28 protein-coding genes are annotated in these 24,766 nt (G+C 66.3%); 7 read left to right on the top strand and 21 right to left on the bottom strand.

The genetic code is table 11. The features are described from left to right. Window positions 1-38: 38 nt before the first annotated feature. The 5 genes from QF206_RS11670 to QF206_RS11650 all read right to left on the bottom strand — a co-directional run bounded on the left by QF206_RS11670 (window position 39) and on the right by QF206_RS11650 (window position 4,520). Window positions 39-839: an SDR family NAD(P)-dependent oxidoreductase gene (locus QF206_RS11670; protein ID WP_281489415.1), complete on the bottom strand. Its 801-nt coding sequence runs from the start codon at window positions 837-839 to the stop codon at window positions 39-41. 2 nt (window positions 840-841) lie between these two features. Then, complete coding sequence (locus tag QF206_RS11665) at window positions 842-2,281, bottom strand: TRAP transporter large permease (RefSeq protein ID WP_281489414.1); 1,440 nt, start codon at window positions 2,279-2,281, stop codon at window positions 842-844. Continuing rightward, on the bottom strand, window positions 2,271-2,822 hold the full coding sequence (locus QF206_RS11660; RefSeq protein WP_281489413.1) for a TRAP transporter small permease: 552 nt from the start codon (window positions 2,820-2,822) through the stop codon (window positions 2,271-2,273). Before QF206_RS11660 ends, QF206_RS11665 begins: the two co-directional genes overlap by 11 nt. A gap of 70 nt (window positions 2,823-2,892) precedes the next feature. Beyond that, window positions 2,893-4,014 carry a TRAP transporter substrate-binding protein DctP gene (gene dctP, locus QF206_RS11655; RefSeq protein WP_281489412.1) on the bottom strand — a complete coding sequence of 374 codons (1,122 nt, stop codon included), beginning with the start codon at window positions 4,012-4,014 and terminating at the stop codon, window positions 2,893-2,895. 38 nt (window positions 4,015-4,052) lie between these two features. Then, on the bottom strand, window positions 4,053-4,520 hold the full coding sequence (locus QF206_RS11650) for a cupin domain-containing protein (protein ID WP_281489411.1): 468 nt from the start codon (window positions 4,518-4,520) through the stop codon (window positions 4,053-4,055). Between the two features lie 84 nt (window positions 4,521-4,604). On the opposite strand from QF206_RS11650, the gene QF206_RS11645 reads away from it, so the two are divergent. From QF206_RS11645 to QF206_RS11630, 4 genes are all read left to right on the top strand, one after another. Next, a complete protein-coding gene (locus tag QF206_RS11645) occupies window positions 4,605-5,366 on the top strand; it encodes an IclR family transcriptional regulator (RefSeq protein ID WP_340309601.1) in 762 nt (253 codons plus the stop codon). Window positions 5,367-5,492: 126 nt separating this feature from the next. After that, the gene (locus tag QF206_RS11640) at window positions 5,493-6,038 is read left to right on the top strand and encodes a nuclear transport factor 2 family protein (protein WP_281489410.1); all 546 of its coding nucleotides are present in this window, start codon (window positions 5,493-5,495) and stop codon (window positions 6,036-6,038) included. 58 nt (window positions 6,039-6,096) lie between these two features. After that, window positions 6,097-6,438, top strand: a complete 342-nt coding sequence (locus QF206_RS11635; protein WP_281489409.1) for a DUF4286 family protein — start codon at window positions 6,097-6,099, stop codon at window positions 6,436-6,438. Window positions 6,439-6,442: 4 nt separating this feature from the next. Beyond that, the gene (locus QF206_RS11630) at window positions 6,443-8,056 is read left to right on the top strand and encodes an FAD-dependent oxidoreductase (protein WP_281489408.1); all 1,614 of its coding nucleotides are present in this window, start codon (window positions 6,443-6,445) and stop codon (window positions 8,054-8,056) included. Window positions 8,057-8,158: 102 nt separating this feature from the next. Here QF206_RS11630 and QF206_RS11625 read toward each other — a convergent pair whose 3' ends face one another. The 5 genes from QF206_RS11625 to QF206_RS11605 form a co-directional block, all read right to left on the bottom strand. Next, complete coding sequence (locus tag QF206_RS11625; protein WP_281489407.1) at window positions 8,159-8,938, bottom strand: SDR family NAD(P)-dependent oxidoreductase; 780 nt, start codon at window positions 8,936-8,938, stop codon at window positions 8,159-8,161. After that, on the bottom strand, window positions 8,935-9,276 hold the full coding sequence (locus QF206_RS11620) for a cupin domain-containing protein (RefSeq protein WP_281489406.1): 342 nt from the start codon (window positions 9,274-9,276) through the stop codon (window positions 8,935-8,937). The genes QF206_RS11625 and QF206_RS11620 overlap by 4 nt, the downstream gene beginning before the upstream one ends. Further along, entirely contained in the window at window positions 9,276-10,151 is an 876-nt protein-coding gene (locus tag QF206_RS11615; protein WP_281489405.1) for a hypothetical protein, read from the bottom strand. Before QF206_RS11615 ends, QF206_RS11620 begins: the two co-directional genes overlap by 1 nt. Further along, window positions 10,151-11,263, bottom strand: a complete 1,113-nt coding sequence (locus QF206_RS11610; protein ID WP_281489404.1) for an SDR family oxidoreductase — start codon at window positions 11,261-11,263, stop codon at window positions 10,151-10,153. The genes QF206_RS11615 and QF206_RS11610 overlap by 1 nt, the downstream gene beginning before the upstream one ends. A gap of 127 nt (window positions 11,264-11,390) precedes the next feature. Beyond that, on the bottom strand, window positions 11,391-11,870 hold the full coding sequence (locus tag QF206_RS11605; protein WP_281489403.1) for an Lrp/AsnC family transcriptional regulator: 480 nt from the start codon (window positions 11,868-11,870) through the stop codon (window positions 11,391-11,393). 161 nt (window positions 11,871-12,031) lie between these two features. Here QF206_RS11605 and QF206_RS11600 point away from each other — a divergent pair, with 161 nt between their 5' ends. After that, window positions 12,032-14,341, top strand: a complete 2,310-nt coding sequence (locus QF206_RS11600) for a transketolase-like TK C-terminal-containing protein (protein WP_281489472.1) — start codon at window positions 12,032-12,034, stop codon at window positions 14,339-14,341. Window positions 14,342-14,427: 86 nt separating this feature from the next. On the opposite strand, the gene QF206_RS11595 is transcribed toward QF206_RS11600, so the two are convergent. Then, entirely contained in the window at window positions 14,428-15,237 is an 810-nt protein-coding gene (locus tag QF206_RS11595) for an IclR family transcriptional regulator (protein ID WP_281489402.1), read from the bottom strand. Between the two features lie 130 nt (window positions 15,238-15,367). On the opposite strand from QF206_RS11595, the gene QF206_RS11590 reads away from it, so the two are divergent. Both QF206_RS11590 and QF206_RS11585 read left to right on the top strand, forming a co-directional pair. Further along, entirely contained in the window at window positions 15,368-16,216 is an 849-nt protein-coding gene (locus QF206_RS11590) for a fumarylacetoacetate hydrolase family protein (RefSeq protein ID WP_281489401.1), read from the top strand. Window positions 16,217-16,262: 46 nt separating this feature from the next. Next, window positions 16,263-16,697, top strand: coding sequence for a cupin domain-containing protein (locus QF206_RS11585; protein ID WP_281489400.1), 435 nt, complete (start codon window positions 16,263-16,265; stop codon window positions 16,695-16,697). Between the two features lie 64 nt (window positions 16,698-16,761). Here the strand turns inward: QF206_RS11585 and QF206_RS11580 are convergent, their stop codons facing one another. The 10 genes from QF206_RS11580 to QF206_RS11535 form a co-directional block, all read right to left on the bottom strand. Further along, window positions 16,762-18,438: an alpha-amylase family protein gene (locus tag QF206_RS11580; protein ID WP_281489399.1), complete on the bottom strand. Its 1,677-nt coding sequence runs from the start codon at window positions 18,436-18,438 to the stop codon at window positions 16,762-16,764. Between the two features lie 128 nt (window positions 18,439-18,566). Continuing rightward, on the bottom strand, window positions 18,567-19,535 hold the full coding sequence (locus QF206_RS11575; protein ID WP_281489398.1) for a TIGR03885 family FMN-dependent LLM class oxidoreductase: 969 nt from the start codon (window positions 19,533-19,535) through the stop codon (window positions 18,567-18,569). A 63-nt stretch (window positions 19,536-19,598) separates the two neighbouring features. After that, window positions 19,599-20,666 carry a mechanosensitive ion channel family protein gene (locus QF206_RS11570; protein WP_281489397.1) on the bottom strand — a complete coding sequence of 356 codons (1,068 nt, stop codon included), beginning with the start codon at window positions 20,664-20,666 and terminating at the stop codon, window positions 19,599-19,601. Between the two features lie 73 nt (window positions 20,667-20,739). Beyond that, window positions 20,740-21,321: a GNAT family N-acetyltransferase gene (locus QF206_RS11565; RefSeq protein ID WP_281489396.1), complete on the bottom strand. Its 582-nt coding sequence runs from the start codon at window positions 21,319-21,321 to the stop codon at window positions 20,740-20,742. 47 nt (window positions 21,322-21,368) lie between these two features. Next, a complete protein-coding gene (locus QF206_RS11560; protein WP_281489395.1) occupies window positions 21,369-21,590 on the bottom strand; it encodes a helix-turn-helix domain-containing protein in 222 nt (73 codons plus the stop codon). Continuing rightward, window positions 21,590-22,069 carry a DUF2975 domain-containing protein gene (locus QF206_RS11555; RefSeq protein WP_281489394.1) on the bottom strand — a complete coding sequence of 160 codons (480 nt, stop codon included), beginning with the start codon at window positions 22,067-22,069 and terminating at the stop codon, window positions 21,590-21,592. Before QF206_RS11555 ends, QF206_RS11560 begins: the two co-directional genes overlap by 1 nt. A 155-nt stretch (window positions 22,070-22,224) precedes the next feature. Continuing rightward, window positions 22,225-22,869 carry a DUF1345 domain-containing protein gene (locus QF206_RS11550; protein WP_281489393.1) on the bottom strand — a complete coding sequence of 215 codons (645 nt, stop codon included), beginning with the start codon at window positions 22,867-22,869 and terminating at the stop codon, window positions 22,225-22,227. Between the two features lie 75 nt (window positions 22,870-22,944). Further along, the gene (locus tag QF206_RS11545; RefSeq protein ID WP_281489471.1) at window positions 22,945-23,532 is read right to left on the bottom strand and encodes a dihydrofolate reductase family protein; all 588 of its coding nucleotides are present in this window, start codon (window positions 23,530-23,532) and stop codon (window positions 22,945-22,947) included. A 103-nt stretch (window positions 23,533-23,635) separates the two neighbouring features. Next, window positions 23,636-24,097: a phage tail protein gene (locus QF206_RS11540; protein WP_281489392.1), complete on the bottom strand. Its 462-nt coding sequence runs from the start codon at window positions 24,095-24,097 to the stop codon at window positions 23,636-23,638. Window positions 24,098-24,247: 150 nt separating this feature from the next. Then, window positions 24,248-24,610 (bottom strand): zinc ribbon domain-containing protein YjdM, encoded by a 363-nt coding sequence (locus QF206_RS11535; RefSeq protein WP_281489391.1) that lies wholly within the window; start codon window positions 24,608-24,610, stop codon window positions 24,248-24,250. Window positions 24,611-24,766 lie beyond the last annotated feature (156 nt).

Here is a 24,766-nt window from a genome sequence, read left to right as displayed (position 1 = left end):
CCTTGCCATTCACGAATGCACTCCCCTTTGATCTCGCACTATCCGAGGGTAAGACCGCCGTCGATGACGAGCGTCTGCCCGGTGACGTAGCCGGTGAGCCCGCTGGCGAGCATCAGCACTCCCCTGGCGATGTCGTCGATCTCGCCGAGTCGCCGCAGCGGCGTCTGATCGATGGTCGCCTGACGCTCGTCGTCGCTGGCGTTCCAGAGGTGCGAGATGGGCGTCAACACGATGCCCGGAGCGATCGCATTCACTCGGATGCCGTGCCTCCCCCACTCCACGGCGAGTTGACGGGTCAGCTGCACCACCGCCGCTTTCGAGGTGCCGTAGAGCACCCGGCCCTCCATGGTCTTCCAGGCCACGACCGAGGCCAGGTTCACGATCGAACCGCCCCGTCCCTGCTGGGTGAACACACGGTACGCGGCCTGCGAACCAACGAGCACGGAGCGCGCGTTGATGTCGAAGACCCGGTCCCAGTCGGCGTCAGTGACGCCCTCGGCAGGCTTCCGCAGTATCACGCCGGCGTTATTGACCCACAGCGCGAGCGGCAGGCCGATGGCGCGTACGCGCTCTTCGCAGGCGGCGAAGTCCGCGGCATCCGTCACATCAACTTGTTGTGTGTGCAGTCGGTCGCTCGCGATCTCGCTGCGCAACTCCTGCAGCGCGGCGGGGTCGACGTCGGTGGCGAGCACGCTCGCACCGACGTCGACCATCATTCGCACAATGCCGCGGCCGAGGCCGCCGCCGGCGCCGGTGATGACGCAGAGCGCTCCCTGAAGATCGGCCCACGGGTTCGAAGGCGACCATGGCGGCGGGGCGGCGGCTTGGGTCGAGGTCATCGTCAGATCGCCGCCAGGCTCGGCAGGAACGACACGATCTGCGGGAACAGCATGAGCAGTGTGATCACGACGAACTCCGCGAGAACGAAGGGCATGATGGCGGCGAACACGCGTTCGGGCTTCACGCCGGGCGCAGCCGAACTCACCACGTAGACGTTGAGTCCGAACGGCGGGGTCACGAGTCCGATCTCCACCGCCTTGACCGTGAGGATGCCGAACCAGATGGCATCGACGCCGACCGCGTCGAGCACTGGCCAGAGCAGCGGGATCACGATGATCATGATCGAGAAGCCGTCGAGGAACATCCCGAGGATGACCATCACGATCAACGCGATGACGACGATCGCCCAGGCCGGCAGCCCCCAGTCGACCACCTGCCTGGCGAGCACGCTCGGTATTCCGGTCTTGAGCAGGAAGAACGAGAAGATCCCTCCACCGGCAAGCAAGGCGAAGATCATCGTGCCGAGGCTGGCGGACTCGATGATGGAGTCCTTCAGCCCGACCAAGGTCGCCTTGAATCCGCCGCGCGAGAGCCGTACGACGACGATGATCAGCGCGACGAAGGCTGCGATCGCTCCGGCCTCGGTAGCGGTGAACCAGCCGAGGTACATGCCGCCGATGACGATGGCGAACAGAAGCGCCACATAGAACGCGCCCACGATGTTCTTACGGGTGACTACGGGCTTCTCTGGACGGACTGTGCTGCGCAGGGGCGTGTCGAGGGTGGCAGTGGTGACACCGGTTCCCCCTGCACCGACAGTGGCGCCTACTGCGACGGCCCGCCGCTCGGCTGCCGCCACCTTCTTCGAGAGCCGCTGCGGGTCGAAGAAGCCCCGCTTGTAGAGCACGATCACGAAGATGATGTAGACGGCCATCGTGGTAAGCCCTGGGAGCACGGCTGCAAGCAGCAGCTTGCCGATCGACGACCCGGTCAGCGACGCGTAGACGACGAGCACGACGCTCGGCGGGATGAGCACGCCGAGCGTGCCGCCCATCGCCACGAGAGCCGCTGCGGCATCCGGTCGGTATCCACGAGCAGCCATGCGGCTGACCGCCACGCGCCCGAAGGTCGCGGCGGTCGCCACCGATGAGCCGGTCACGGCGGCGAAGCCACCGCAGGCGAGGATGGTCGCGACACCCAGGTTGCCCGGAATGCGTCTGGAGACTCGCTCGGCGATGATGAAGATGTCGTCGGCTATCCCGGCTCTCGCCGCGAACACCCCCATCGCGACGAAGAGCGGGATGATCACGAGCGTGTAGACGGCCGTTGATGTGAATGGTGCGAGGCCGATGGTGTTCGAGGCGACATCGATGCCGTTCAGCAGCACTAGGCCGAGGGCGCCGGAGGCGGCCAGGCCGATCCAGATCGGCTGCTCGGCGAGGATGAAGATCAGCAGGATGCCCAGCGCGACCAGCGCGATGGTGATGGTCTCAGGACTCATTGCGGTTCACCTCTTCGGCCTCAAGCGCAGCTTCCGCCATGCGCAGTTCGGAGTTCATCGCGCCCTCGTCCATGGGATCGCGGAATTGGCGGACTGTAGTGCGGACGTATTCGAACAGAAACACCACGAGCCCGACCACGATGATCACGCGTGCAGGCCAGATCGGCACTTGCGCGATGCCGAAGCGGTACTCGCCGACCGCGATCGAATTCATGGCCGATTGAGTGGCCACGACGATCATGACGACCACCGCGGCGATGCCGATGATGGCCGCCACGCCGCGCAGCATCCGTCGTGCCTTCGGTCCAAGCCGCGACGTCAGGACCGAGGTGGAGACGTGGTCTCCGGTCACCTGGGCGGAGCCGAACGCGAGGAACACTGCGAAGACGAGGAGCACCTCGCTCCACTCGACGGCACCGGGCAGGCTGCCGCCGGTCTTACGAAGGGTGACGTCCACGACGGTGATGAAGGTGAGCCCGAGGATGACGATCCCCGCCGCGAACCCCATCACGTTGGTGACGTACTTGGTGAAGAATGGCATGTTCTTTCCTTTGTCAATGCCGACTGCGGGAAGGCTCAGTTCGGCCTTCCCGCAGTCGACTCAGGACGGATCAGCGCTCGGCGCAGCGCTCCATGCCGTTCTTGGAGTCAGCGCTCTGGTTCGCCTCGAGGGCGTCCTGGTACTGGTCCCAGAAGGCGTCGACGGCGTCAGCGCCGACACCGGCCGCGGCGCTCTTCTGCTTCCAGTCGTTGAGCACGGAGTCGCCGACGGCGTTCTTCCACTTCTCGGTCTCCGATTCGGGCCAGATCGCCGTTCCACCGCCTTCGGCGATCAGCGCGTCGCAGGTCTCGTCCTCGATTCCCGAGAAGATGCTCAGGTACTCATCCTGGAACTCCGAGAAGACCTCTTCGAACAGCGCCTTGTGCTCGTCGGAGAGGCCGTCCCACACGGTCGGGTTGATCACGACGACGTTGCCGGCGTAGGTGCCGATGCCGGTGTCGACTACGAAGGGCGACACCTCCTGAAGGCTCGCCGAGGTGACGGTGTCCATCAGCATCGACGCGTAGCCGTCGATCGTGCCGCGTTCCATGCCCTCGTAGATCTCGCCGAGGGTGATGCCGACCGGGTTGGCGCCGACCGCCTGAAGGGCGTTGGCGGTGTAGCTCGTCGCACGAATGTTCTTGCCCTTGAACCAATCGACGCCGGGGATCTCCTCGTCGGAGGAGACGATGCCGGTGGGGCCGCCGATGAAGGAGAGCTGCTTGGTCTGGGTGCGCTCCCACTCCGCCTTGAAGTCCTCGTTGTTCTCGAAGAGCTCGTCGATGGCCGCGGTGAGGGCTGCGGGGTCGGAGTTCTGGAACGGCACCGAGATCGCCTGGGTCAGCGGAAGCTCACCCGGGTTGTACGACATGGTGGCGACGCCCATGTCGGCGCGGTTCTGCGCGACGCCGGGAATGACGTCAGGCCCCTTCAGCAGAGCCTCGGCGAAGAAGATCTCGATATTGATCTCCCCATTGCTGCGCTCCTTCAGCTCGTCAGCCGCCCATTGGATGGCGACCGCGGGCGGAGCTGCAGGACCGAGATAGGTGGCGAGCTGCAGGTTGACGGTCTCGCCCGTCGAGCCATTGTCGCCGTTGGCGTCGCCGTTGCCGGCGCCACTGGTGCAGCCGGCGAGCATGGCCGTTGCGGCCACGAGTCCCCCGATTGCGGCGAGAGTGCGGTGTGTTCTCAAAACTCCTCCTCGAGTCTTTGTTGGTTTGTGATTGCAGATCAGGCCCGCTCGAAGCCCTCGAGCGTGCTGTCGTCGACGTCGTCAAGATTGACGACGATGTTGTCGGGGGTTCGGGCGGTCATCCATACGAGGCGCTCGGTCGGGCTCATGTTCGCCTCGATGTGCGGCATGTACGGCGGGATCCACGCGAAGTCGCCAGGGAGCATGTCGACGTAGAGCGAGTAGCCCTCGCCGTAGTAGATGCGGCCGTGGCCTTCGGCGACATAGCCCGCCGTCTCGGCTTCGCCGTGGTGATGCGGAAGCGAACGCGTGCCGGGCTCGTTGATGGCCGTCTGGAAGAACAGCTTCTTGGCGGGAGTCGTGCGCGGCCCGACGCCTTCGAGTCGAAGGAGCCCTTCGGTCTGCTCGGTATCGCTCCCGGTCGGGTCAGGGCGCCGCACGAGCGGTGCGAGCGTGGCGATGTCGATGTCTTGCATGTGCTTGTGTCGCTCCCTTCGGATGGCCACCTCGCCATCCTGTGCGGAAGAGATTCCCACGGCACGGACAACATCGCGATTGCTTCCCGCATCGTGGGAAGCTAGTCTGGGCCGATCGAAACCATCAAGTCAGTCCAGCAGGCACTCCGGGTGCTTCGTCACGTCTACGAGCACCCGCAGTCGACCATGTCCGACATTGCGCGCGCGAACGAGCTTTCGACATCCACAGCGCATCGGATACTCGCGACGCTCGAAGTGGCGGGCTTCGTGAGCCGCGACGACGACCGCGGGTTCACAGGCGTGCCCGTGGGTCAGCAGCGCACGATCGACGACTCCATCGCCCACTGCGTGGAAGTCGCGCAACCTCATCTTCGAGCATTGGGCAGCGTCACGGCTGAGACGGTGCACATCGCAACGCTGCGCGGAAGCCTCGTGGAGTTCGTCGCCGCGGTGGAGTCGACGAAGCTCGTGCGCGTGTCGAGTCGTGTCGGCTTGCAGGTTCCAGCCGGCGCAGCCGCAGCGGGCAAGATGCTGCTCGCCTCGTTGCCGCAGCACGAGTTCGACGCGCTCGAGCCGACGGTCGCCGAAGCACTTGGGAGCGCGGCGCACCCGCTTCAGGCCTCGCTGCAGTCGGTGATCGCCCAGACGCGCAGCCTGGGGTTCGCGCGGAACATCAATGAGACCGAAGACGGCATCTACGCGCTCGCCGTACCCATTCGCCGACCGGTCGGCCCGGTGCTGTGCTCCCTCACCATCACGGCCCCCACAACTCGCATGCCGCCGCTCTCGCACTCGAAGATGACTCCGGTGGAACGGTCGTGGCTCGAGGAGCTGCGCCGGTCTGCTCGGAGCATCGAACGCGCCCTCTTGCACTGACGCGTCGAGCGCTCGATCGATGTCCGCCGCAGCGCTGATCTCGCCATCCCGCAAGACGGGAATCGGTTGTTCGCTTCCCATGGTGCGGGCACACTCATCCCGTCGGATTTCCAAGGAGGGGAACCTATGGACGAAGTCGCCCGCGCGATCGCCGAACTGCGCGCCGTCGAGGACATCAAGCGCCTCAAAGCGCGGTACTTCCGCCTGATCGATACGAAGCAGTGGGAGAAACTCCGCTCGTGCTTCACGGCCGACTGCACGTTCGAGGGTCTCTGGGCGGGCGGCGATGGTGCCGACGCGTTCATCACCAGCATCCGCACGAACCTCGCCGAGGTGCCCACGGTGCACGCGGGGTACATGCCCGAGATCGAGGTGATCGACGAGAGCACCGCCCGCGGCATCTGGTCGATGACCGACTACCTCGAGTGGGAGCCCGACGCACTGGCGTATCGCGGCGTCTCTGTGCCGGGCCAGCGCGGCATCCGCGGCTACGGCCACTACTCGGAGGAATACACCCTCACAGAGACCGGCTGGCGCATCAGCCATCTGCGCATGACGCGTTTGCGCATCGACCCTCTGGTCGGCGAGCGCGAGCCCGTGCACACCAACTTCATGCCCCCGGTGCGGGAAGAGTGGCTGCCCGGCGACCGCTGGCTCGATGAGCTCGCCTGAAGCCGGCCCCACCGATCGCCGATTCGCACGACCACGCCAAATTCGAAGGAGAACCACCGTGTACGACGCCATCCTGCTGGTCCAGACCAATTGCACTCCCGGGCACGAAGAGGAGTTCGAGCGCTGGTACATCGAGACGCACCTGCGCGATGTGACCGCGCTGCCCGCCTTCACCGCTGCAACGCTGCACCGCAACGGCGAGGTGCCCCTGCACCGGGATCAGCCGGCACCGGACGCGAAGTTCGGCTACGTCGCGGTGTATGAGATCGAAGGCGACCCGAACGTCGCTGCCATGCAGCTCGCAGACGCCCGCAGCGGTATGGCGCTCAGCGAATATCTCGAGGCCGAGAAATGGAGCATCGTCTACAACCGCATCAGCGACCGCGTGACCGGGGCCTGACGCCGTGCGGGTCTGGAACGGAGAACTGCTCGAAGGATACGACGTCGTCGTCGCGGGTTCCGGCGCGATCGGCCTGACCGCGGCCCTGACCGCTGCGGCGGCCGGCAAGTCGGTGTGCGTGCTGGAGAAGTCGCAATACCTCGGAGGGACATCGGCCATCTCCGGCGGCACCCTCTGGGTCGCTGTGAACGGTCCGATGCTGCGCGGTGGTGGCACCGACTCGCGTGACGACGCACTGCAGTACCTGCGGGCGCTCACAAAGGGCAGGCATCCGGAGGAACTGCTGGAGGCTGTGGTCGACACCGGCCCGGACATGATCGAGTTCGTCGCCGAGCACGGGCTCAAGTTCAACTCGGTGCTCAACTACCCCGATTACCGACAGGATCTCGCCGGTTCGAGCAAGGGCGGGCGCTCGCTCGACCCGCAACTGTTCGACAGCACCGCGCTCGGCGAACTGCGAGCCGCAGTGCGCCCCGACCCCCGGTTGCCCTTCACCATGGAGGAGTACGAGGCCTGGGGCGCGTTCACCCGGTTCCCGTGGGACGAGTTGAAAGCACGCAAGGAGCGCGGGCTCACGTCTCGCGGCCTCGCCGTGGTCTCGTCCCTGGTGGCCGCTCTCGCCCGCCTCGGGGTGACGCTCGTGTCGGAAGCGCCGTTCTCGTCGCTGCTTCGGGAAGGCGAACGCGTGAGCGGCGTGCGTGTGGGAAACTTCGAAGTCTCGGCGCGTGATGGGGTCGTGCTCGCCACCGGCGGTTTCGAGTGGAACGACGACATGCTGAAGCAGTTCATCGGCGCGCCGTTCATCGCGAGGTGCAGCCCCCCGCACAACACCGGCGACGGCATCCGCGCGGGTGCCGCCATCGGAGCGACGCTACGGAACATGCATGAGGCCTGGTGGGCACCCTACGCCCAACTGCCGCACGAGAAGATGGACGGCGCGCCGAACGCGACGCTGCTGCGCTTCGAGCGACAGGGCCCGGGATCGATCATCGTCGACCGGCAGGGCAACCGGTTCGTGAACGAGTCGCAGAACTACAACGACCTCACGCGCGCCATGCACGCCTATGAGCCGCGCGACCACGCGCCCGCGCACCTGCCCGCGTGGGTGATCGTCGACGCCGACTACGTGCGTCGCTACGGCCTCTTCGACTACCGGCTCGACCAGCCGCTCCCCGAGTGGCTTGTGAGCGGAGACTCAGCGGCCGAACTGGCAGAGCGGCTCGAGATGCCCGCGGACGCCCTGCAGGCAACGCTCGACCGGTTCAACGGGTTCGCCGCCACGGGCGAGGACCTCGACTACTCGCGCGGCGCCAGCGCCTATGACCGCTACTGGGGCGACAGCACGCGGGGCCTTCCCAACCCGGCGCTCGCGCCCCTTGCGGAATACCCGTTGTTCGCGTTCGCGGCGATCCCCGGCGGATTCGGCACATGCGGCGGCCTGGCGACGGATGCCGATGCCCGCGTGCTCGATTGGAACAACCAGGTCATCGAGGGCCTGTACGCGGTCGGCAACACCAGCGCGCATCCCGCGAGCGGCGGCTACCCGGGTGCCGGCGCCACGCTCGGCCCCGGCATGACTATGGCGTACCGCGCGGGCAAGTCGATCACCTCCAGCTGAGACTCGACCGGGCTGCCGACTTGACGACCCCGGCAGTCCGGTCGCTCATACGCGAACGGCGGCTCCACATGGAGCCGCCGTTCCTTGCTGCGAGCTGAAATGTCAGATGCTGCGAGATTGACCGCCGTCGACCGTCATGTTCGTGCCAGTGACGAAGGACGCCTCAGGCGAGGCGAGGAACGCGATCGCGGCGGCCACCTCCGCGACGTCGGCCGGGCGGCCCTGCGGAAATGCCTCGGACATCGCGGCGCGCGCGGTATCGGCATCCGTCGCCGTGCGCTCGGCGTTCATCTCGACCAGCCGCTCCCACCGTCCGGTCGCGGTGGGACCCGGCGACACCGCGTTGACGGTGATGCCTTCGGGAGCGAGCTGCGTCGCAGCGGCGCGGGTGAGCGAGATGAGCGCCCCGTTCATGGTGCCGGCGACCGCCATCGAGGCTCCCGGCTCCTTGCCCGCTGAACCGGCCACGAGCACGATGCGGCCCGAGTCGCTCTTGCGAAGCTCTGGCAGCGCAGCGCTCATCAGCCGCTTCGCTCCGAGCACCTTCTGCTCGAACGCGTCTCGCCAAGGCGCGTCGTCCCACTCATCGAACGTGCCCGAGGGCGCGGCGCCGACAGAGTGGACGATCACGTCGAGCCGGCCGAATCGCTCGACGGCGAGGCGGACCGCAGCATCGATGCTGGCCTGGTCGGTCGAGTCGAGCACTGTGCCGACCACCTCGCCCGGCCCGTCAAGGCTTCGAGCCGCGGCGTTCGCCCGCTCAGCGTCCCGTCCGCCGACGACGACCTCGACGCCCTGCGCCGCGAGCGCACGAGCAGCGCCGAGTCCGATGCCCGCTGTGCCGCCCGCGATGAGCGCGACACGACGCGCCTGCCCGCTCATCGTTCCACCGGAATGGTGTCGTAGGGATCGAAGGGCACCTTGAGGTACGTGAGCACCGCCGGCTCATCGGTGTCGTTGCGCACGCCGTGCACCGAGCCGATCGCGATCACGCACTTGTCGCCGGGGCCCAGCACCAGGGCCTGGTCGTCGATCTCCAAGGTGATGCGACCTGACTGCACCACCACGACTTCACGGTACGTGCGGTGATAGTGGTGCTGCATGGTCTGGCCGGGCGCGAACTCCTGCGTGCCGATCGCCAGGTCATCCGAGTCGGCGCGCACACCCGTCACCGGTGGGAGGATGACGTCTTCCTCGAGCTCGACCGAGACGATCTCCATCAGCGCTCCACCAGGATGCGTGCGGCCTCTTTCGCCGGCATCCCGATCTCCACACCGAGTTCGAGCGCGAGCTTGTTCGCGGCGCTGATGACGCCATCCTGGTAGGTCGACAGTCCATCGCCCATGCGGGCGGTCTGCACCGAGACTGAGGCCCCGGGTATGCCAGCAGCGGCGGTCGGCTCAAGCGCCGCCGTGCCCGACTCGTTCCGACCGAATCCGCCGTCGGAGCAGATGAAGCCGTAGGGACGGTGATCGCAGATGTAGTCGATCACACTGCGGCCCGTGTGACCGGCCGTGCACAGCACGTTGCGGTCGGTGTCTTCCGGAAGGGCATCGATGATCGAGTTCATCGAGACGATCTGCCTGCCCTCGGGCGTCTCGAAGTGCACCTTGCGCGCGATGTAGTCGGGGGCCGGCAGTTCAGCAGGCTTGTCGAGCATGAGCTCGGCTGCACGCTTCACCGTCATACCGGGCTCGATGCCCAACTGCGTCGCCACTCCGTTGACGCGCGAGATCACTCCGTCGTTCCAGAGCGTGTCGCCATTGCCGAGTTCGACCGTCATGATGTCGGCCGCGGCCGCCGGGACTCCGAGCGCCTCGAAGTACCACAGGCCTTGGATGCCGGCACCATCCTTGCCGATGGCGCAGTCGACGCCGATCGCGCCGAGCGGCTTCGCCTCATTCACGAGCACCGCGCAATAGACGCCTGCGTACGAGGCGTTCACGATGATCTCATCGCCGGGCCGTGCGTCGGCTTCCTTCGCGTGGAACGGGGCATGCGTCGAGGAGTCGAGGACGACCACTCGCCGCTGCCCCCGCTCGACGGGGAACCTCCGCTCGATGCCGCCGCTGGGCGCGTCATGAGTTGCTGCCATCAGAATTCCCTCCACAGTGGGCTACCGGTCACCGGAACCGGGGGGATGACCCCGGCTGCCGAGTAGTGCGCGAACAGATCGCGAAAGCTCCGTTCACTGCGCACGAAATCTGTGAAGCCGAGTTCGCGGGCTTTGCCCGAGTCGGCGTGGATCTCGATCTTGCGCCCGAGGTCGCCGTCGGTGTGCCACGGAGAGGCGACGCGATCGAGGTCGTCTTCGATCAGGTTGTGCTTCTCGGCGATGCGCTTCCAGATCGGGGCCGCGTCGGCGAGGAGCGTCTGCATCGGCCGGACTTCACCGTTGAACCCCTCCGGCTCGACGCCGAGCATCTCTGCGATGCGCGGCCACATAGTACGCCAGCGGAAGAAGTCGCCGTTCACGGTATTGAAGGCCTCGTTGCGCGCCGCTGGCGTGGTGCTCGCCCAGATCATCTGGGCAGCAAGGATCCGCGAGTCCGTCACGTCGCCGAGTGCGTTCCAGCGGACTTCCGAACCGGGGAAGATGAAGGGCTTGCCCAACTCCCGGCAGATCGCGGCGTAGACGGCGATGGTGAGGAACATATTCATCGCGTTCCCGACGGAGGCCCCGACGATGGTGTGGGAGCGGTGGACGCTCCAGGTGAAGCCCTGGCGCTCGGCAGCGTCGAAGACGGCATCCTCTTGCGCATAGTAGAAGTTCTCGACTGGCAGGCGCGGCGCGCGCTCGTCGAACGGGGTGTCGGATGACGGAGCGATCTCGCCCTGCTGATTCGGCGACCCGATGTAGTGCTTGAGACCGGTCAGCAGCGAAACGTGCTCCACTCCCCCGCGCTCTCCGAGCACGTCCATGAGGTTCCGGATCATGAGCCCATTGACGCGGATGTTCTCGGCCTCGGTATTGTGCCGCTTCCATACCGTGATGTACACGTGCGAGGGCGACCTATCGCCGAGCGCCTCGGCGATCGAGGCGCGGTCTTCGAGATCGGCGCGACGCTGGTCGACATCCGTGAGGCCGTGCACTCGCCCTCGCGAAAGACCCACGACCGGTACCCCCTCGCGGTGCAGGTGGTTCGCCACCGCGCTTCCCGCGATGCCGCTCACGCCGACGACCAGTGCATCTCGGATCTCAGTCAAGCTTCGCCTCCATAGCGCGGTCCGGCGTCAGCGCCGGGTGTTCGAGTGCAAGCAGGTTACATGCGCCCTCCCGCCTATCGGGATTGAGTGCTGATCTTCCCGGAGTGCGGGATGCCGCGGCAGTTCCCTAGTCGAGCAACTGCTTCACCCGGTACGGCACCAGCGGGCGCATGACCAGCGCAGTGCTCGTGCGTTCGACGCCCGGGATGCCGAGGATCGCACCGGCGACCCGATACAGGTCGTCGGCATCACGCGCCACCACGTCGACGATGAGGTCGACATCGCCGGAGATGCCGTTGACCTCGAGCACTTCAGGAATGTCGGCGAGCGCCGTGGACACGCTGGCGAGCCGTCGCTGCTCGACGGTGGTGAAGACGAACGCGCGCAGCGGGAAGCCGAGGAACGCCGGGTCGACCGCCCGGTCGAGACCACGAAGACCGCGGCCTCGCCAGTAACGCTCCAAGCGGGCGCGCACAGTGTTCCGCGAGACGCCGACGGCATCCGCGAGCCCGGATTGCGAGGCCAAGGGATGACGGAGCATCGCCGCCAGCAGCCGACGGTCTATCCGATCCGCACGGTCGCTCATCCCGCTGTCGGGACTCACCATTCTGCTACCTCCTTGGACGACCTCACCTGAGCGAAATGAGCAAAATGATCAGTCATCGGAGCCTAGCTTGCGCTTTGACTGATCGCTGGAGTGCAATCAACGCAATCTGCAATGAAGGAGCTACCGTGATCGACCACGCGACACTGGCGTCGCCCGCCGCCATGACGGCGAACGACGAACTCACCTCGACCCTGCGCTGCATTGAGCGTCGCGTGATCTGGCTGGCTACCTCGATCGTCCACCACGCCAATCGTCGCCGTCCCAATCCTTCAGGGCTCAAGGTGGGTGGCCATCAGGCGTCCTCTGCCTCGATCGCGACGATCATGGCCGCCCTCTGGTTCGAGCACCTCCGACGCGGCGATCGCGTATCTGTGAAGCCGCACGCGAGCCCTGTGATGCACGCCATCAGCTACCTCCTCGGCCAGCTCGAGGCGCCTCAGCTCGAGACCCTGCGGCAGTTCGGTGGCTTGCAGAGCTACCCCAGCCGTCGGAAGGATCCCGTGCCGGCCGACTTCTCAACCGGCTCGGTCGGCATCGGGGCGACAGCCCCCATCTGGGCAGCGATCGCCAAGCGACAGACGGAGCGCTTCACTGGCTCGCACGCCCGCGTGCGCCATTACTCGCTCGTCGGTGACGCTGAACTCGACGAGGGCGCCGTGTGGGAGGCGGTCTTCGATCCGATGGTGCGCGAACTCGGCGAAGTGGTCTGGATCGTCGACATCAATCGCCAGTCGCTCGACCGCATCGTTCCGCAGAGCGCGGCAGAGCGCTTCGAGCGCGTGTTCGCAGCCGCCGGCTGGCAAGTGCTGACCGTGAAGTTCGGCAAGGAGCTCGAGGCATTGTTCGCACGACCGGGCGGCGAGCGCCTGCGCGAACGGATCATCGCCATGTCGAATGCCGAATACCAGCGGATGCTTCGCCTGCCCGCGACCGAGCTACGAGCCAAACTGCCCGGCATGGGGCCGCATGCTGAGGCTATCCACGCCCTCATCGACGGTCTCGATGATGCAGCCCTCACGAGCGCGATCGGCAATCTCGGGGGTCACGACTTCGTCGCACTCCGCCGAGCCTTCGAGCGGATCGATGACACAGTTCCGACGGTGATCCTCGCGTACACCGTGAAGGGCTATCTGCTTCCGACGGCGGGTCATCCCCAGAATCACTCAGCGCTGCTCACCGAGGAGGAGTACCGGCAGTTCGCGGTTGAAGTCGGCGAGGATGCCGACTCTCCGTGGTCGAGATTCGACACGTCGAGCGCTGCAGGCCGACTCAGCGCTGAAGTCGCGACCCGGTTGCACCGCACCGACCCGGAAGCGGCGGCCACACCGTTCGAGCCGCCGGTCGACTTCGGCCACACTCCACGAGGCACCGCCGCGACCCAGGCGGCGCTCGGGCGCGCGCTGCTCGACCTGTCGCGTAGCGCGCCCGAACTCGCGCGTCGTGTGGTGACCGTGAGCCCCGACGTGAGCTCGAGCACGAACCTCGCGGGCTGGATCAACAAGGTCGGCGTGTGGGCCCCCGCCCCTCGGAAGGACTGGTTCGACGGCGATGGCCAGACGATGCTGCACTGGCGCGAGGCGCCGGAGGGGCAGCACATCGAACTGGGTATCGCTGAAGTCAATCTCGTGAGCCTGCTCGGAGAGCTCGGCGCGACATGGAGTCGCGACGGCCAGCCGCTGATTCCGATCGGAACGATCTACGACCCGTTCGTCGAGCGCGCTCTCGAGCCCTGGTCATACGGCATCTACGCGGGGGGCCAGTCGATCCTCGTCGGTACGCCGTCAGGTGTCACACTCGCGCCAGAGGGCGGCGCGCACCAGTCGATCAAGACCCCGTCGATCGGGCTCGAGCAGCCGGAATGCGTGAGCGTCGAGCCGGCGTTCGCGATCGAAGTCGAATGGCTGCTGCTCGATGCGATCAGTCGTCTCGGCAGGCAGGACGGGACGTCCACCTATCTGAGATTGTCGACCCGCCCCGTCGACCAGGCGCTCGCAGAGCTGCCGACTGATGCTGCCGGGCGGGCTCAGCGCCGAAAGCACGTGGTTGCCGGGGGGTATGTGCTCCGCCCTGCGGCCGATCCGCACGTGCGCATTGCGGCGATGGGCGCGATGGTGCCCGAAGCCCTGGAGGCCGCATCGATGCTGCTGCTGTCCGGCATCCGAGCCGAGGTCGTCGTCGTGACCAGCGCCGACAAGCTGTTCCGCGCGGCCCAGGCCCGAGCAGGGCTCGACGACGCGCCGAGCTGGATCATCGAGCAACTGTTCCCCGCTGCTGTGCCGGCACCGCTGGTGACGGTGCTCGATGGGCATCCGCACACCCTTGCGTTCCTCGGCTCGGTGGCGAAGAGCGAGGCGAGGCATCTCGGGGTGTCGAAGTTCGGACAGTCCGGTGATCTCGATTCGGTGTACGCATGGCATGGCATCGGCGCCGCAGACATCGCCGGGGCGGCTCTCGATCTTGTTCGGCTCTGATCGACGCTCGGTGCCGAGACGAAGGCGGTCCAGCCCGCACGGGCCGCGGCTCTCACGCGAGCAGTTCGAGCCCAGGGGACGCCAACTCAGGGGCGGTGGAACTGCCAGGGCTGCACGGTGCCTGCGTCTCGGTGTCGCGCCACCACTTCGGACGCGGCTCGCGCCAAGGCGAGCAGGCGTTCCTCGGAACCGCGCGTGAGCGGTACGGAGACGACCAGCGCCGAACGATCGCGCCACGAGCTGCCGTCGAGCGGCACTGCCACCGAGTTCACGCCGGGCTCCGACTCTCCATGCGTGATCGCGAAGCCGCGCTTGCGGATGCGCTCGAGGTCGGCGAACAGCTCGCGCCTGGAACGGATCGTCGCCGGCGCTCGCGTGGGCAATGGGTCGTTCGGAAGGATCGCGGCGACTTGCTGATCGTTGCACGCGGCGAGCAGCAGCTTGCCTGCGGCCATCGCATGCGCCGTGGCCGTCATGCCCACCCGCGGACCGATGTCGTCTTCGAACTGAGAACGGCGGCCGTCGACAGCCAGCACCTGGTCGCCGACGAGCACTGCGATGTGCACGGCCTCGCCATCGGTCGCGTCATGCGCGTCTTGCAGCACCGGCCGGTACCGGGCCTTCGTGGCGCGATCGACACCCCGGATGCCGGCGAGCTCGAAGAGCGCCGGCCCGGCGATGTACCCCCGCCCGGTCGACGAGAGCGACGCGTAGCCTCGGCTCTCCAATGTGGCGAGGTGGCGGTGCGCCGACGACCTGCTGATCCCGAGGGTGCGCGCCACCTCTCCCACGGTGATGCGATCGCGGGCGACGAGTAGTTCGAATACCCGCAGACCGACCTCGACGCCGGTCAAGCGTGAGGCATGTGCGGTGGCGGCATCCGCGTTGTCCCTCATACCGGGACAATACCCGCCCGTGCTTCCAGGTTCCGGGAGACCGGCTGGAGACTGACGTTCAACCGGGTCTGCCCGCAGTCTTGTTCACCGACCAGCACGCATCAGGCGGGTCACGTAATAGGGAGAAGCGATGAAGCTCGCCTCGTTCGAGTACGACGGGCGCCCCTGCTGGGGCGTGCTCGAGGGCGATGAGGTGCGCCTCGTCTGCTCCGCGAGTGCCGCGCGCGACCGCACCCTCGGGCAGGTGCTTCGTGAGGGCGACCTTGAGCGCGTGCTGGACGACGCCCGCGGCGCGTCGGTCGTCGCCGTCGGTGAGATCCTCTTCCTGCCACCAGTGACGGATGCCGAGAAGATCATCTGCATCGGCTTGAACTACGCGGACCACGTGCGGGAGATGAACCGCCCAATGCCCGAGAAGCCCGTGGTGTTCACCCGATTCAACGACTCGCTCGTGGGAGGCGGAGCGCCGCTCGTCGCACCCCGAGCCAGCGACCAGTTCGATTACGAGGGCGAGCTCGCGGTTGTGATCGGCAAGGGCGGCCGCAACATCGCGCCCGAAGACGCAATGCAGCACGTGCTCGGCTACACGATGATGAACGACGGCTCGATGCGCGACTATCAGCGCCACACTCACCAGTTCGGCCCGGGCAAGAACTTTCCGCGAAGCGGAAGCCTCGGGCCCGCGATCGTCACCGCAGACGAGACAGGACCACTCGGCAACCGCCGAATCAGCACGCGGGTGAATGGCGAGACGGTGCAGCAGTCGTCACTCGATCAGCTGGTGTTCGACGTCGCAGCCCTGATCGCCTACTGCTCGGAGTGGACGCAACTGAACGCCGGCGACGTGATCGCGACGGGCACCCCCGGCGGTGTGGGCGACGGTCGCGAGCCGAAGTTGTTCCTCAAGCACGGCGATGTCGTCGAGGTCGAAGTCGATGGCCTCGGGGTGCTCTCGAACCCGGTCGTCGGCGAGCGCTGACTGCCCCCTGCAAACCCACCCGGACGCCCAAGAAATGGAGTCACCAATGCCTGAACAGCAAGCACTCAAGAAGCTCTCGGTGCAGCGCAAGGACCAACTGCCCGAAGCACCCGGCCAGACCCTCAACGCCCGCCGCATCTCCGGCGTCAGCGTCGAGAACACCGAGGTCGAGAACCTCTGGTTCGGCAAGGTCTACACCGGCCCCGGCGAGATCTCCGACCCCCACCACCACGGCGAGGCCGAGACCGGCGGGTACGTGTTCAAAGGCAATGGGTTCATCCGCTTCGGCGACCGCTACGAGAACATCGTCTACATGAGCGAAGGCGACTTCGTCTATGTGCCGCCGTTCGTGCCCCACATCGAAGGCAACCTCAGCCACAGCGAAGAGCTCATCTGGATGACCACCCGCACCCCCGACAACATCGTGGTCAACCTCGAGAACCAAGACGTCGCCGATATCGACATCGAGTGGGTCGACTGAGGTCGCCTGGCGCTGACCGCTGAGCGAGGACCGCAGGCGTTCTTTCGCCCGACGTTCGCTGCGCTCACGGAACGGCCAGCTCACCTTCCCGGCGCACGCGGAGCCACTTGTAGCCGTACCCCTCGAGCGCGAGTTCGAGTCGGCCCTCTGCCGGTGTCAGACCGTCGCGTTCCAGCAGGTCGGAGATCTCCAGTTCGGCTTCAGGATCTCCGTCGAGTTCGAGCGTGACGACCGCAGGTTCGGCCGCGAAGTTGTGCACCGCGATCACGCTCGACCCATCGAGGTCGCACCGATGTGCGAGCACAGCCGGATTCGGCTGCTCGATCACCGAGAACTCGCCCCAGCCGAGTTCTGCGCAGCGGCGTCGGGCGCCGATGAGCGTGCGCATGAATGTCCAGAGCGAGTCGCGATCGTGGCGCTGGTCGGCGGCATTCACGTGGGGCGGTCCGTAGCCGTCGGGCACCGGGCGCTGGATCAGCTTCCGGGAGGGCGCCGTCGAGAAGCCACCGTTCGGGCCGGCGCTCCATTGCATCGGAGTGCGCACAGCCATGCGCCCCTCCGCCTCGAGGTCCTCTCCCATTCCGATCTCTTCGCCGTAATAGATCGTCGGGGTGCCCGGCAGCGAGAACATGAGGCTGTAGGCCATGCGGATTCGGCGAGGGTCGCCGCCGAGCATCGTGGGCAGCCGCCGCTTCAGCCCCCGCCCGAACACCTGCATCGCGGGATCAGGGCCGAACGCGTCGAACACCTCTTGCCGCTCTTCGTCGGTGAGCTTGTCGAGCGTCAGCTCGTCGTGGTTCCGCAAGAAGTTCGCCCACTGACACGTCGGGTGCACCTCGGGGCGGGCGAGCAGCGCGTTCACCAGCGGCGCTGCCTCACCTCGCGCGAGCGAGAGATACGTGGCCTGCATGCCGATGAAGTCGAACATCATCGTGAGCTCGTCGCCCGCATCCTTGCCGAAGTACTCGTACTGCTGATCGTGCGGCAGATTCACCTCGCCGAGCAGCATCGCGCCTCCCTTGCGGCGGCCGAGGAAGGAGCGCACCTCCTTCAGCAACTCGTGCGGGTTCGCGGGCACCGTGTCGCCTGACTCGGTCTCGATGTCGTGAGTGAAGAACGGCACTGCGTCGACGCGGAACCCGTCGACCCCGAGCTCGAGCCAGAACCCGATGGTGCGGAGTATCTCGTCTCGAACAGCTGGGTTCGCGACGTTGAGGTCCGGCTGGTGGCTGTAGAAGTGGTGCAGGTACCACTCGCCTGTGCGATCGTCCTTCGTCCAGATCGAATCCTCCTGATCTGGGAAGACGACCTGTTCGCTCGTGTCAGGCGGCTCAGTGGCCCGCCAGACGTAGAAGTCGCGGTACGGGTTGTCGCGGCTCTTCCGTGACTCCTTGAACCACGGATGCTGGTCAGACGTGTGATTGACGATCAGATCGATGATGACTCGGATGCCGCGATCATGCGCGGTGCGCACGACCTCCACGAACTCACCGTGGTTGCCGAGGCGCTGGTCGACACCATAGAAATCCATCACGTCGTACCCGTCGTCGCGATCTGGGCTCGGATAGAAGGGCATGAGCCACAGGCAGTTGACGCCGAGTTCCGCGAGATAGTCGATGCGCCGGGCGAGGCCGCCGAGGTCGCCGACGCCATCGCCATTGGTGTCGAGGTACGTCTCGATGTCGAGGCAGTAGATGATGGCGCTCTTCCACCACAGGTCGCTGGTCTGGGTCACGCGCATGTCGGGTGCTCGTCTCCTCGTTGTTCGGTTCGAAATCGTCCGGTTCGCGATCGTTCGGGTCGCGATCGTTCGGGTCGTCACTTCAGCGCTCGGCGTCGGCGAGCGCCCAGAGTCAAAGCCGCGCCGCTTCAGCTCTGCAACGCAGGCAGCACGTGCTCGGCGAACGTCTCGATGAACGCCTGCTGCTGTTGACCGACGTGATGCAGGTACAGGGTGTCGAAGCCGAGCTCCGCATACTCGACGAGCCAGTGCACATGCTCACCGGTCGACTCCGAGATGCGCACCACTTCATGCACCGCCCCCATGCCGACGTGCTGCGCCATCGCGTCGAAGGCTGCCGTCGAATCGGTGTCCGACGGAACCGGTTCGGCGAAGACGTTGCTGCGCCACTGATCGAACGCGATCGCTTCGGCCTCATGCCGCGTCGGCGCCCACGACAGATGCACCTGCAGGGCCACGGGCCCGCGCCCGCCGGCATCCCGGTATGCGTCGATGACTCGCCGCAGCGTGTCCACTGGCTGGCTGACCGTGATGAGCCCGTCCGCCCAGGATGCGGCCCGGGCAGCTGATTCGGGAGAGATCGCCGGCGCGATGAGCGGGGGAACCTCGTCGGGCAGATCCCAGAGCTTTGCCCGGTCGACCTTCACGCCGACATCCGTCCCCTCGCGGGTGACCTCCTCGCCCGCGAGCAAGCGCTTGATCACATCGACCGATTGCTCAAGGCGCCGTTCGCGCTGCTGCTTCGGCGGCCAGCCGTTGCCGGTGATGTGCTCATTCATCGCTTCGCCGCTCCCGAGCGCCGCCCAAGTGCGCCCCGGGAACATCTGAGCGAGGGTCGCGAGTTGATGCGCGAGCACCGCGGGGTGGTAGCGCTCCCCCGGAATCGCGAGCGTGCCGATGCGAAACGACGTCGTCGCCAAGGCTGCCGCCAGCCATACCCAGGCGTTGCCCGAGTGCCCTTGGCGCTCGCTCCACGGCGCGAAGTGGTCGGAGCACATCGCTGCGTCGAACCCGGCCCGTTCTGCTGATTGCACATCAGTCAGCAACTGGCGCGGGGAGATCTGCTCGTGCGAGGCATGGAACCCGATGCGAGTCATGGTTCCAGAGTGAAGGATGCCGCGAGCACCGCAACCCGACGGCCGCCGACCGTCGGGGCTCTCTCAGGCGGAGGCCTCCTCCGCGCGCACCGCTGGCGTCGCCGTGAGTTCCACCCTGCTGACCGGCAGGGCTTCGGGGTGCTCACGCCGCACCCATTCGACCATCGCCTCGCGCACAAGGCAGCGCAGGCTCCACTGCTCGTCGGAGTTCCTGGCCGAGATCAGGGCGCGCACCCGCACATGGCCGCCGGTCGCGTCTGTGATCACGAGGCTCGAGGCGCGGCGATCCCAGAGCTCGCTCGCGTCGATCACGCGGTTGAACTCCTCGCGGAACGCTTCCAGTGGCACGCGCCAGTCGAGGTCGAACTCGATCGTGCCGAGGATGAGGTCGGAGCGTCGCGTCCATGACTCGAACGGTTGGGTCGTGAAGTAGGTGCACGGCAGCACGAGCCTGCGCTCGTCCCACACGTGCACGACGACATAGCTGAGCGTGATCTCGCCGATCGTGCCCCATTCGTCTTCGACGACGACCACGTCGCCGACTCGGATTGCGTCGCTGAATGCGAGTTGGATGCCGGCGATCAGGTTGCCGAGGGTCGATTGCGCTGCGAGGCCCGCGATGATGCTCACAATGCCCGCCGATGCGAGCACGCTCGTGCCGATCGCCCGCACCTCTGGGAAGCTGAACAGCACTGCCCCCATCGCGAGCACAGCGATGATGACGATGACGAGCCGCTTGATCACCGTGAGCTGCGTGCGCATGCGCCGCCCCTGAGCGCCGACAACAGCGGTGTAGCGATGCGTGAGGCGCTCGAGGCCGATCGATACGAGCCCGGCGAGCAGCCAGGCGCCAGTGATCACGCACGCGATCAGGAAGGCGTGGGAGATCGCCGGCCACCAACTCTGCTTCGCCGGTGCCGTCATGCCGCCCGCGATCCAGACCGCGATGAGCAGCAGCAAGAGGTCCAGTCGCGGTCTCACGCGCTGGTAGGCGGCGCGCAGTGCGGGATGCCGCCTGGCAACGCCTGCGACGACGATTCTCGCCGCGACGGCTGCTGCGACAGCGATGACGACCGCGATCAACATCACGATGAGGGTGTTGAGCCACGGGTCGAGGCCTGAGAACGGCATGGTCTCCTCTCGGTACGCCGAAGGACGGTCAACCAGGCTAGTCGATGCGCAAAGCTGCTTCTCGGGGCCCGCTCTACGAGAACGCGCGGCGCATGAGCACTCGCGGGAACCCGCCGGCGACGGCATCCGTCTTCGCCGCTTCGACGAAGCCCGCCCGCTCGAACGTGGCTCGTGTGCCGACGAAGGCCATGGTCAAGTCGACCCTCTCGCCGCGATTGTCGACTGGATAGCCCTCGACGGCCGGCGCTGCATTCGACCGCGCGTACTCGACGGCTCCAGCGAGCGCGGCGTGAGAGACGTCCCTGCCGCGAAATCCCGGGCGCACTCGGATGCACCACACCGACCAGACGGGAAGGTCGTCGATGCGAGGGATCTTCGTAGAGCGTGCAAAGGGCAGGTCGGCACGAGGTGCGACCGCCGCCCAGCCCGCGACTTCACCGTCGACGTAGGCGAGCACCCCCGGCGCCACTGGCTGACGCGTGAGCTGCCGAACGAAGTCGCCGCGCTCACTGCCGCGAAGCTCGTGATTCAGTTTCGCGGGGATGCGGTGGCTCAAGCACCAGCACACCGACGCATCGGCGTTCTTCTTCGGGCCGAGCATCAACGCGAGATCGTCGAACCGGTCGTGGGTGGCTGCGTGCACCTCGATGTCCACCGCTCCACGGTACGTCGGGAGATCGACGGCGCACCAGGAGCAGCGCCTCAGCCGGCCGGCTCGTCGTCGGGCACCCAGCGGAGGATGTCGCCCGGCTGGCACCCGAGTACGCGACAGATGGCGTCCAATGTCGTGAAGCGTACGGCTTTGGCTCGGGAGTTCTTGAGCACCGAGATGTTCGCGATCGTGATGCCGACGGCATCCGCGAGTTCTGTGACCGACATCTTGCGTTTCGCGAGCTCGACGTCGAGGTCGACGACGATCGCCATCAGACGACCTCGATTAGGTACTGCGCCTGATCGGCCGCCTTGAGCAGGAGGCCGCGCAGCACGAACACGACGAGCGCGAGCGCGGCGCACGCGATCCCAGCCCCGAACGCGAGCAGGAAGAGCCCGGGAGGGCCGGCGTTGCCGGTGAATCTGCGCACCAGCAGCACCGTCGCGATGAGCGCACCGGCCAGCAGCAGGGCGACGATGATCGCGTCCACGAACTTGAACGCCCGCGCACTGAAGATCGCATCGCGTCGCACCATCGACAGCAATCGCCAGATGCACCAGAGCACGACCTCAGCACAGGCGACGAACAGGATGCCGAGCACCAGGAAGGGCATGTGCATCCACTCGATGCCATCGCCCGCCTCAGCGGCCTCTGCGGCCGCGATCGGCACGACGACGACTTGAGCTGCCACCGCGATCACGAACAGCACCGCGATGAACACCTTGGCCAGCACGATTGCGAGGTTCGTCATTTTTCCACTGGGCTCCTGCTGAGCTTGTCGGTATTCAATAAACATATATCGAAATTCGGTAAAAAGGCAGTCCGGCGGAGACGACTCCCCAGCCACCTCTGCCAGCGGCCGGAGTGTTCAAGCATCACTCGCTCGTATGGCCGGTAGCGCCTCGATCAGCGCCCCAGACTGGTGACCAGATTGATGACGGTGGCGAGAATCACAGCGCCGAAGAGGTAGGCGGTGAGGGTCTGCGCGATGACGATGCGACGGATGCGATTGGCCGTCACGTTCGTGTCGGCCACCTGGTAGGTCATGCCGAGTCCGACCGCGAAGTAGGCGAAGTCGGTGTACTCAGGGCTTTCACGTTGGTTGAACGAGATCCCTCCGATGGGCTCGGTGTAGTACTCGCGGGCGTAGCGCAGCATGTAGTCGACCTGGATGAGCACCCAGGATGCCGCGACGCCGAGTGCCGCGATCCCCGCGAGCAGGTACCCCTCCATCGGCGCCGCGACGCGCGCCTGCAGCACGACGACCCCGACTGCCACGAGGCTGACCAGGCTGCCGATGATCGCGATGAGCCGCGCGACTCGCCGTCCCGGGTCTTCGGCGGTCGCGTGCGCGCTCGTCGACGCGGCATCCATCGGCCAGACCACGAGGAGCACCCAGGTCGAGTTCGTGAGCGCGAGGGTGCCCCAACCACCCACGACAGCCACGGCAGGCCCGAACGCCCACCAGAGGAGCGCTGCGGCGATGAGGCCGAGTGCGACGCAGGTCGACATGCGCACCCGCGCCTGCCGATGCGCCGCCAGATCAGCCATACCCGCATCGTATGCGCGCGCGGTACCTGCCGCGACGCCAGTTATCCGGCCGCGATCGGCTTGTGAGCCCTCTGCCTAGCGCTTCAGCGGCCCGTCGAGACGAGTCGGAATGTACTCGACCAGCTGCAGGCGGCCATCGAACGTCCGGCTCTCGACCATGTCGAGCAGAAAGTCGGAGTAGCCGTCGTAGATCCGCTCTTCGCCGGTGCGGCCCGTGATCACCGGGAACATGACCACGCGGAACCGGTCGACGAGTCCCGCTTCCATGAGCGAGCGGCAGAGCGTGAGGCTGCCGAGCGTTCGCAGAGGCTTCTCGCCGGTGCGCTTCATCTCGGCCACCGCCTCGACAGCATCCCGACTCACGAGCTGGGTGTTCGGCCAGGCAAGCGGCGGCTGGAGGGTCGACGAGAACACGACCTTCGGCATCGCAGCGAGCCCGGTGAGGCTGGCTGCCTCATCGGCCGAGTACGCATCGGGGGATGCCTCGGCATCCTCGCCCAGGTTCAGCATCAGCCGATAGGTGTTGGCGCCCATGAGCGTGATGTATTCGTCGTCGTCCTGCCCCGCGAGCCACTCGAGGTACTCGGGGCCTTCGAGCCCCCAGAACCCCGGCCATCCCTCCCCCGACGCGTAGCCGTCGAGCGTAGTGATGAAGTCGACCATCAGTGGTTGGCCCTGCACAGGATCACCATTCGCCACTGTTCACTCCCTTCCTGACCGCCCGCGACCCGTCCCTTCTCGGTCGCATGCCGCCCCGCTTCGACAGTCAGTACTCGCCCTTGATCACGAAGTACGACCCGCGAATCACTCCGGCGAGCTTCGACTTCTGGCGTGCGAACTTGAACGCTGCAAGCTCCTCCGGAACCTCCATGCCCTCGGCGAGCTTGAACCCAACGGCGCGCTTCTGCCCATCTTCGAGCCCGTACATGACATTGATCGAGAGGCCGGACTCATAGAAGACGTACGACATCCTCGTGCCGTCCACCTCGAAATCGGAGGTCTCCAGCGCCGGCGACCCGATCTCGATGCCCCGCTCCTGCTTGAGAACGTGCGCGACGCGCTCGACGATCTGGGGCGATTCGCTCGCAGGTTCGGTCGTGAACGTGTGGTCGAACTTGTTCCTGTAGTACCGCGCCTCGTTCGCGCGAACACCGGCCAGCGCGTCAGCGAACGGCGACGATTCGAGGCCGACCGTGCTGACGTTCTCGAAGTCGACGACATACGGCATTGGCGCTCCTCGGCTCTGAAGGACGTTCGCTACAACGCTAGACCTCTCTGCCCGATCGCACAGCGCCCGGATGCCCGGTCATCGAGTGGGGCCCCTTCGCCGATGCCTTCGCACCCGTCCGTCTCGAAGATGCGGTCACCGGCACGGCCGTCAGAGAACCTTCTTCACCACGCTCGACTTGAGTTGCATGCGGCCGAATCCCGGAACGGTCGCGTCGATGTCGTGATCGCCGACGCCGTCGTCGATCAGCCGGATGCCGCGCACCTTCGTGCCGACTTTGACGACGCCGCCGCCGGCGCCCTTGACCTTGAGGTCCTTCGAGATGGTCACGGCGTCACCGTCGACAAGCACGTTGCCGACCGAGTCGCGCACGACCCGAGATGCCTCCGCTTCCCCGTCAGCGGAGGCATCCGCCGACCACTCGTGACCGCACATCGGGCACACGAGAAGCGCGCCTTGCTCATAGGTGAAGGTCTCCTTGCACTGAGGGCAGGGAGGCAATACGTCAGACATCGAACCGGAACTCCATCGAAGAACGGTACCAAGTCGACGATTCGCCTGTGCCGCCATCCGATCCAGTGCGCTCGTCACTATGAATCGCCCCGGGTTTCGTGGAGGGTCTGATTCCCCGAGAGGATGATGGCCATGCCAGCACTGAAGAAGTATCCG

This window comes from Ruicaihuangia caeni, from assembly GCF_029952955.1.
GTDB lineage: Bacteria > Actinomycetota > Actinomycetes > Actinomycetales > Microbacteriaceae > Ruicaihuangia > Ruicaihuangia caeni.
This window is presented reverse-complemented; position numbering and strand designations above follow the sequence as displayed.

Bases quoted from the DNA above. Each gene is read 5' to 3' on its own strand.
- QF206_RS11575 (WP_281489398.1), bottom strand. From the start codon at position 19,535: ATGACTCGCATCGGGTTCCATGCCTCGCACGAGCAGATCTCCCCGCGC.
- QF206_RS11555 (WP_281489394.1), bottom strand. From the start codon at position 22,069: ATGACGAACCTCGCAATCGTGCTGGCCAAGGTGTTCATCGCGGTGCTG.
- QF206_RS11625 (WP_281489407.1), bottom strand. From the start codon at position 8,938: ATGAGCGGGCAGGCGCGTCGTGTCGCGCTCATCGCGGGCGGCACAGCG.
- QF206_RS11595 (WP_281489402.1), bottom strand. From the start codon at position 15,237: ATGAGGGACAACGCGGATGCCGCCACCGCACATGCCTCACGCTTGACC.
- QF206_RS11670 (WP_281489415.1), bottom strand. From the start codon at position 839: ATGACCTCGACCCAAGCCGCCGCCCCGCCGCCATGGTCGCCTTCGAAC.
- QF206_RS11665 (WP_281489414.1), bottom strand. From the start codon at position 2,281: ATGAGTCCTGAGACCATCACCATCGCGCTGGTCGCGCTGGGCATCCTG.
- QF206_RS11620 (WP_281489406.1), bottom strand. From the start codon at position 9,276: ATGGAGATCGTCTCGGTCGAGCTCGAGGAAGACGTCATCCTCCCACCG.
- QF206_RS11570 (WP_281489397.1), bottom strand. From the start codon at position 20,666: ATGCCGTTCTCAGGCCTCGACCCGTGGCTCAACACCCTCATCGTGATG.
- QF206_RS11615 (WP_281489405.1), bottom strand. From the start codon at position 10,151: ATGGCAGCAACTCATGACGCGCCCAGCGGCGGCATCGAGCGGAGGTTC.
- QF206_RS11545 (WP_281489471.1), bottom strand. From the start codon at position 23,532: ATGGTCGACTTCATCACTACGCTCGACGGCTACGCGTCGGGGGAGGGA.
- QF206_RS11550 (WP_281489393.1), bottom strand. From the start codon at position 22,869: ATGGCTGATCTGGCGGCGCATCGGCAGGCGCGGGTGCGCATGTCGACC.
- QF206_RS11580 (WP_281489399.1), bottom strand. From the start codon at position 18,438: ATGCGCGTGACCCAGACCAGCGACCTGTGGTGGAAGAGCGCCATCATC.
- QF206_RS11640 (WP_281489410.1), top strand. From the start codon at position 5,493: ATGGACGAAGTCGCCCGCGCGATCGCCGAACTGCGCGCCGTCGAGGAC.
- QF206_RS11600 (WP_281489472.1), top strand. From the start codon at position 12,032: ATGACGGCGAACGACGAACTCACCTCGACCCTGCGCTGCATTGAGCGT.
- QF206_RS11540 (WP_281489392.1), bottom strand. From the start codon at position 24,097: ATGCCGTATGTCGTCGACTTCGAGAACGTCAGCACGGTCGGCCTCGAA.
- QF206_RS11535 (WP_281489391.1), bottom strand. From the start codon at position 24,610: ATGTCTGACGTATTGCCTCCCTGCCCTCAGTGCAAGGAGACCTTCACC.
- QF206_RS11605 (WP_281489403.1), bottom strand. From the start codon at position 11,870: ATGGTGAGTCCCGACAGCGGGATGAGCGACCGTGCGGATCGGATAGAC.
- QF206_RS11560 (WP_281489395.1), bottom strand. From the start codon at position 21,590: ATGGCGATCGTCGTCGACCTCGACGTCGAGCTCGCGAAACGCAAGATG.
- QF206_RS11660 (WP_281489413.1), bottom strand. From the start codon at position 2,822: ATGCCATTCTTCACCAAGTACGTCACCAACGTGATGGGGTTCGCGGCG.
- QF206_RS11590 (WP_281489401.1), top strand. From the start codon at position 15,368: ATGAAGCTCGCCTCGTTCGAGTACGACGGGCGCCCCTGCTGGGGCGTG.
- QF206_RS11585 (WP_281489400.1), top strand. From the start codon at position 16,263: ATGCCTGAACAGCAAGCACTCAAGAAGCTCTCGGTGCAGCGCAAGGAC.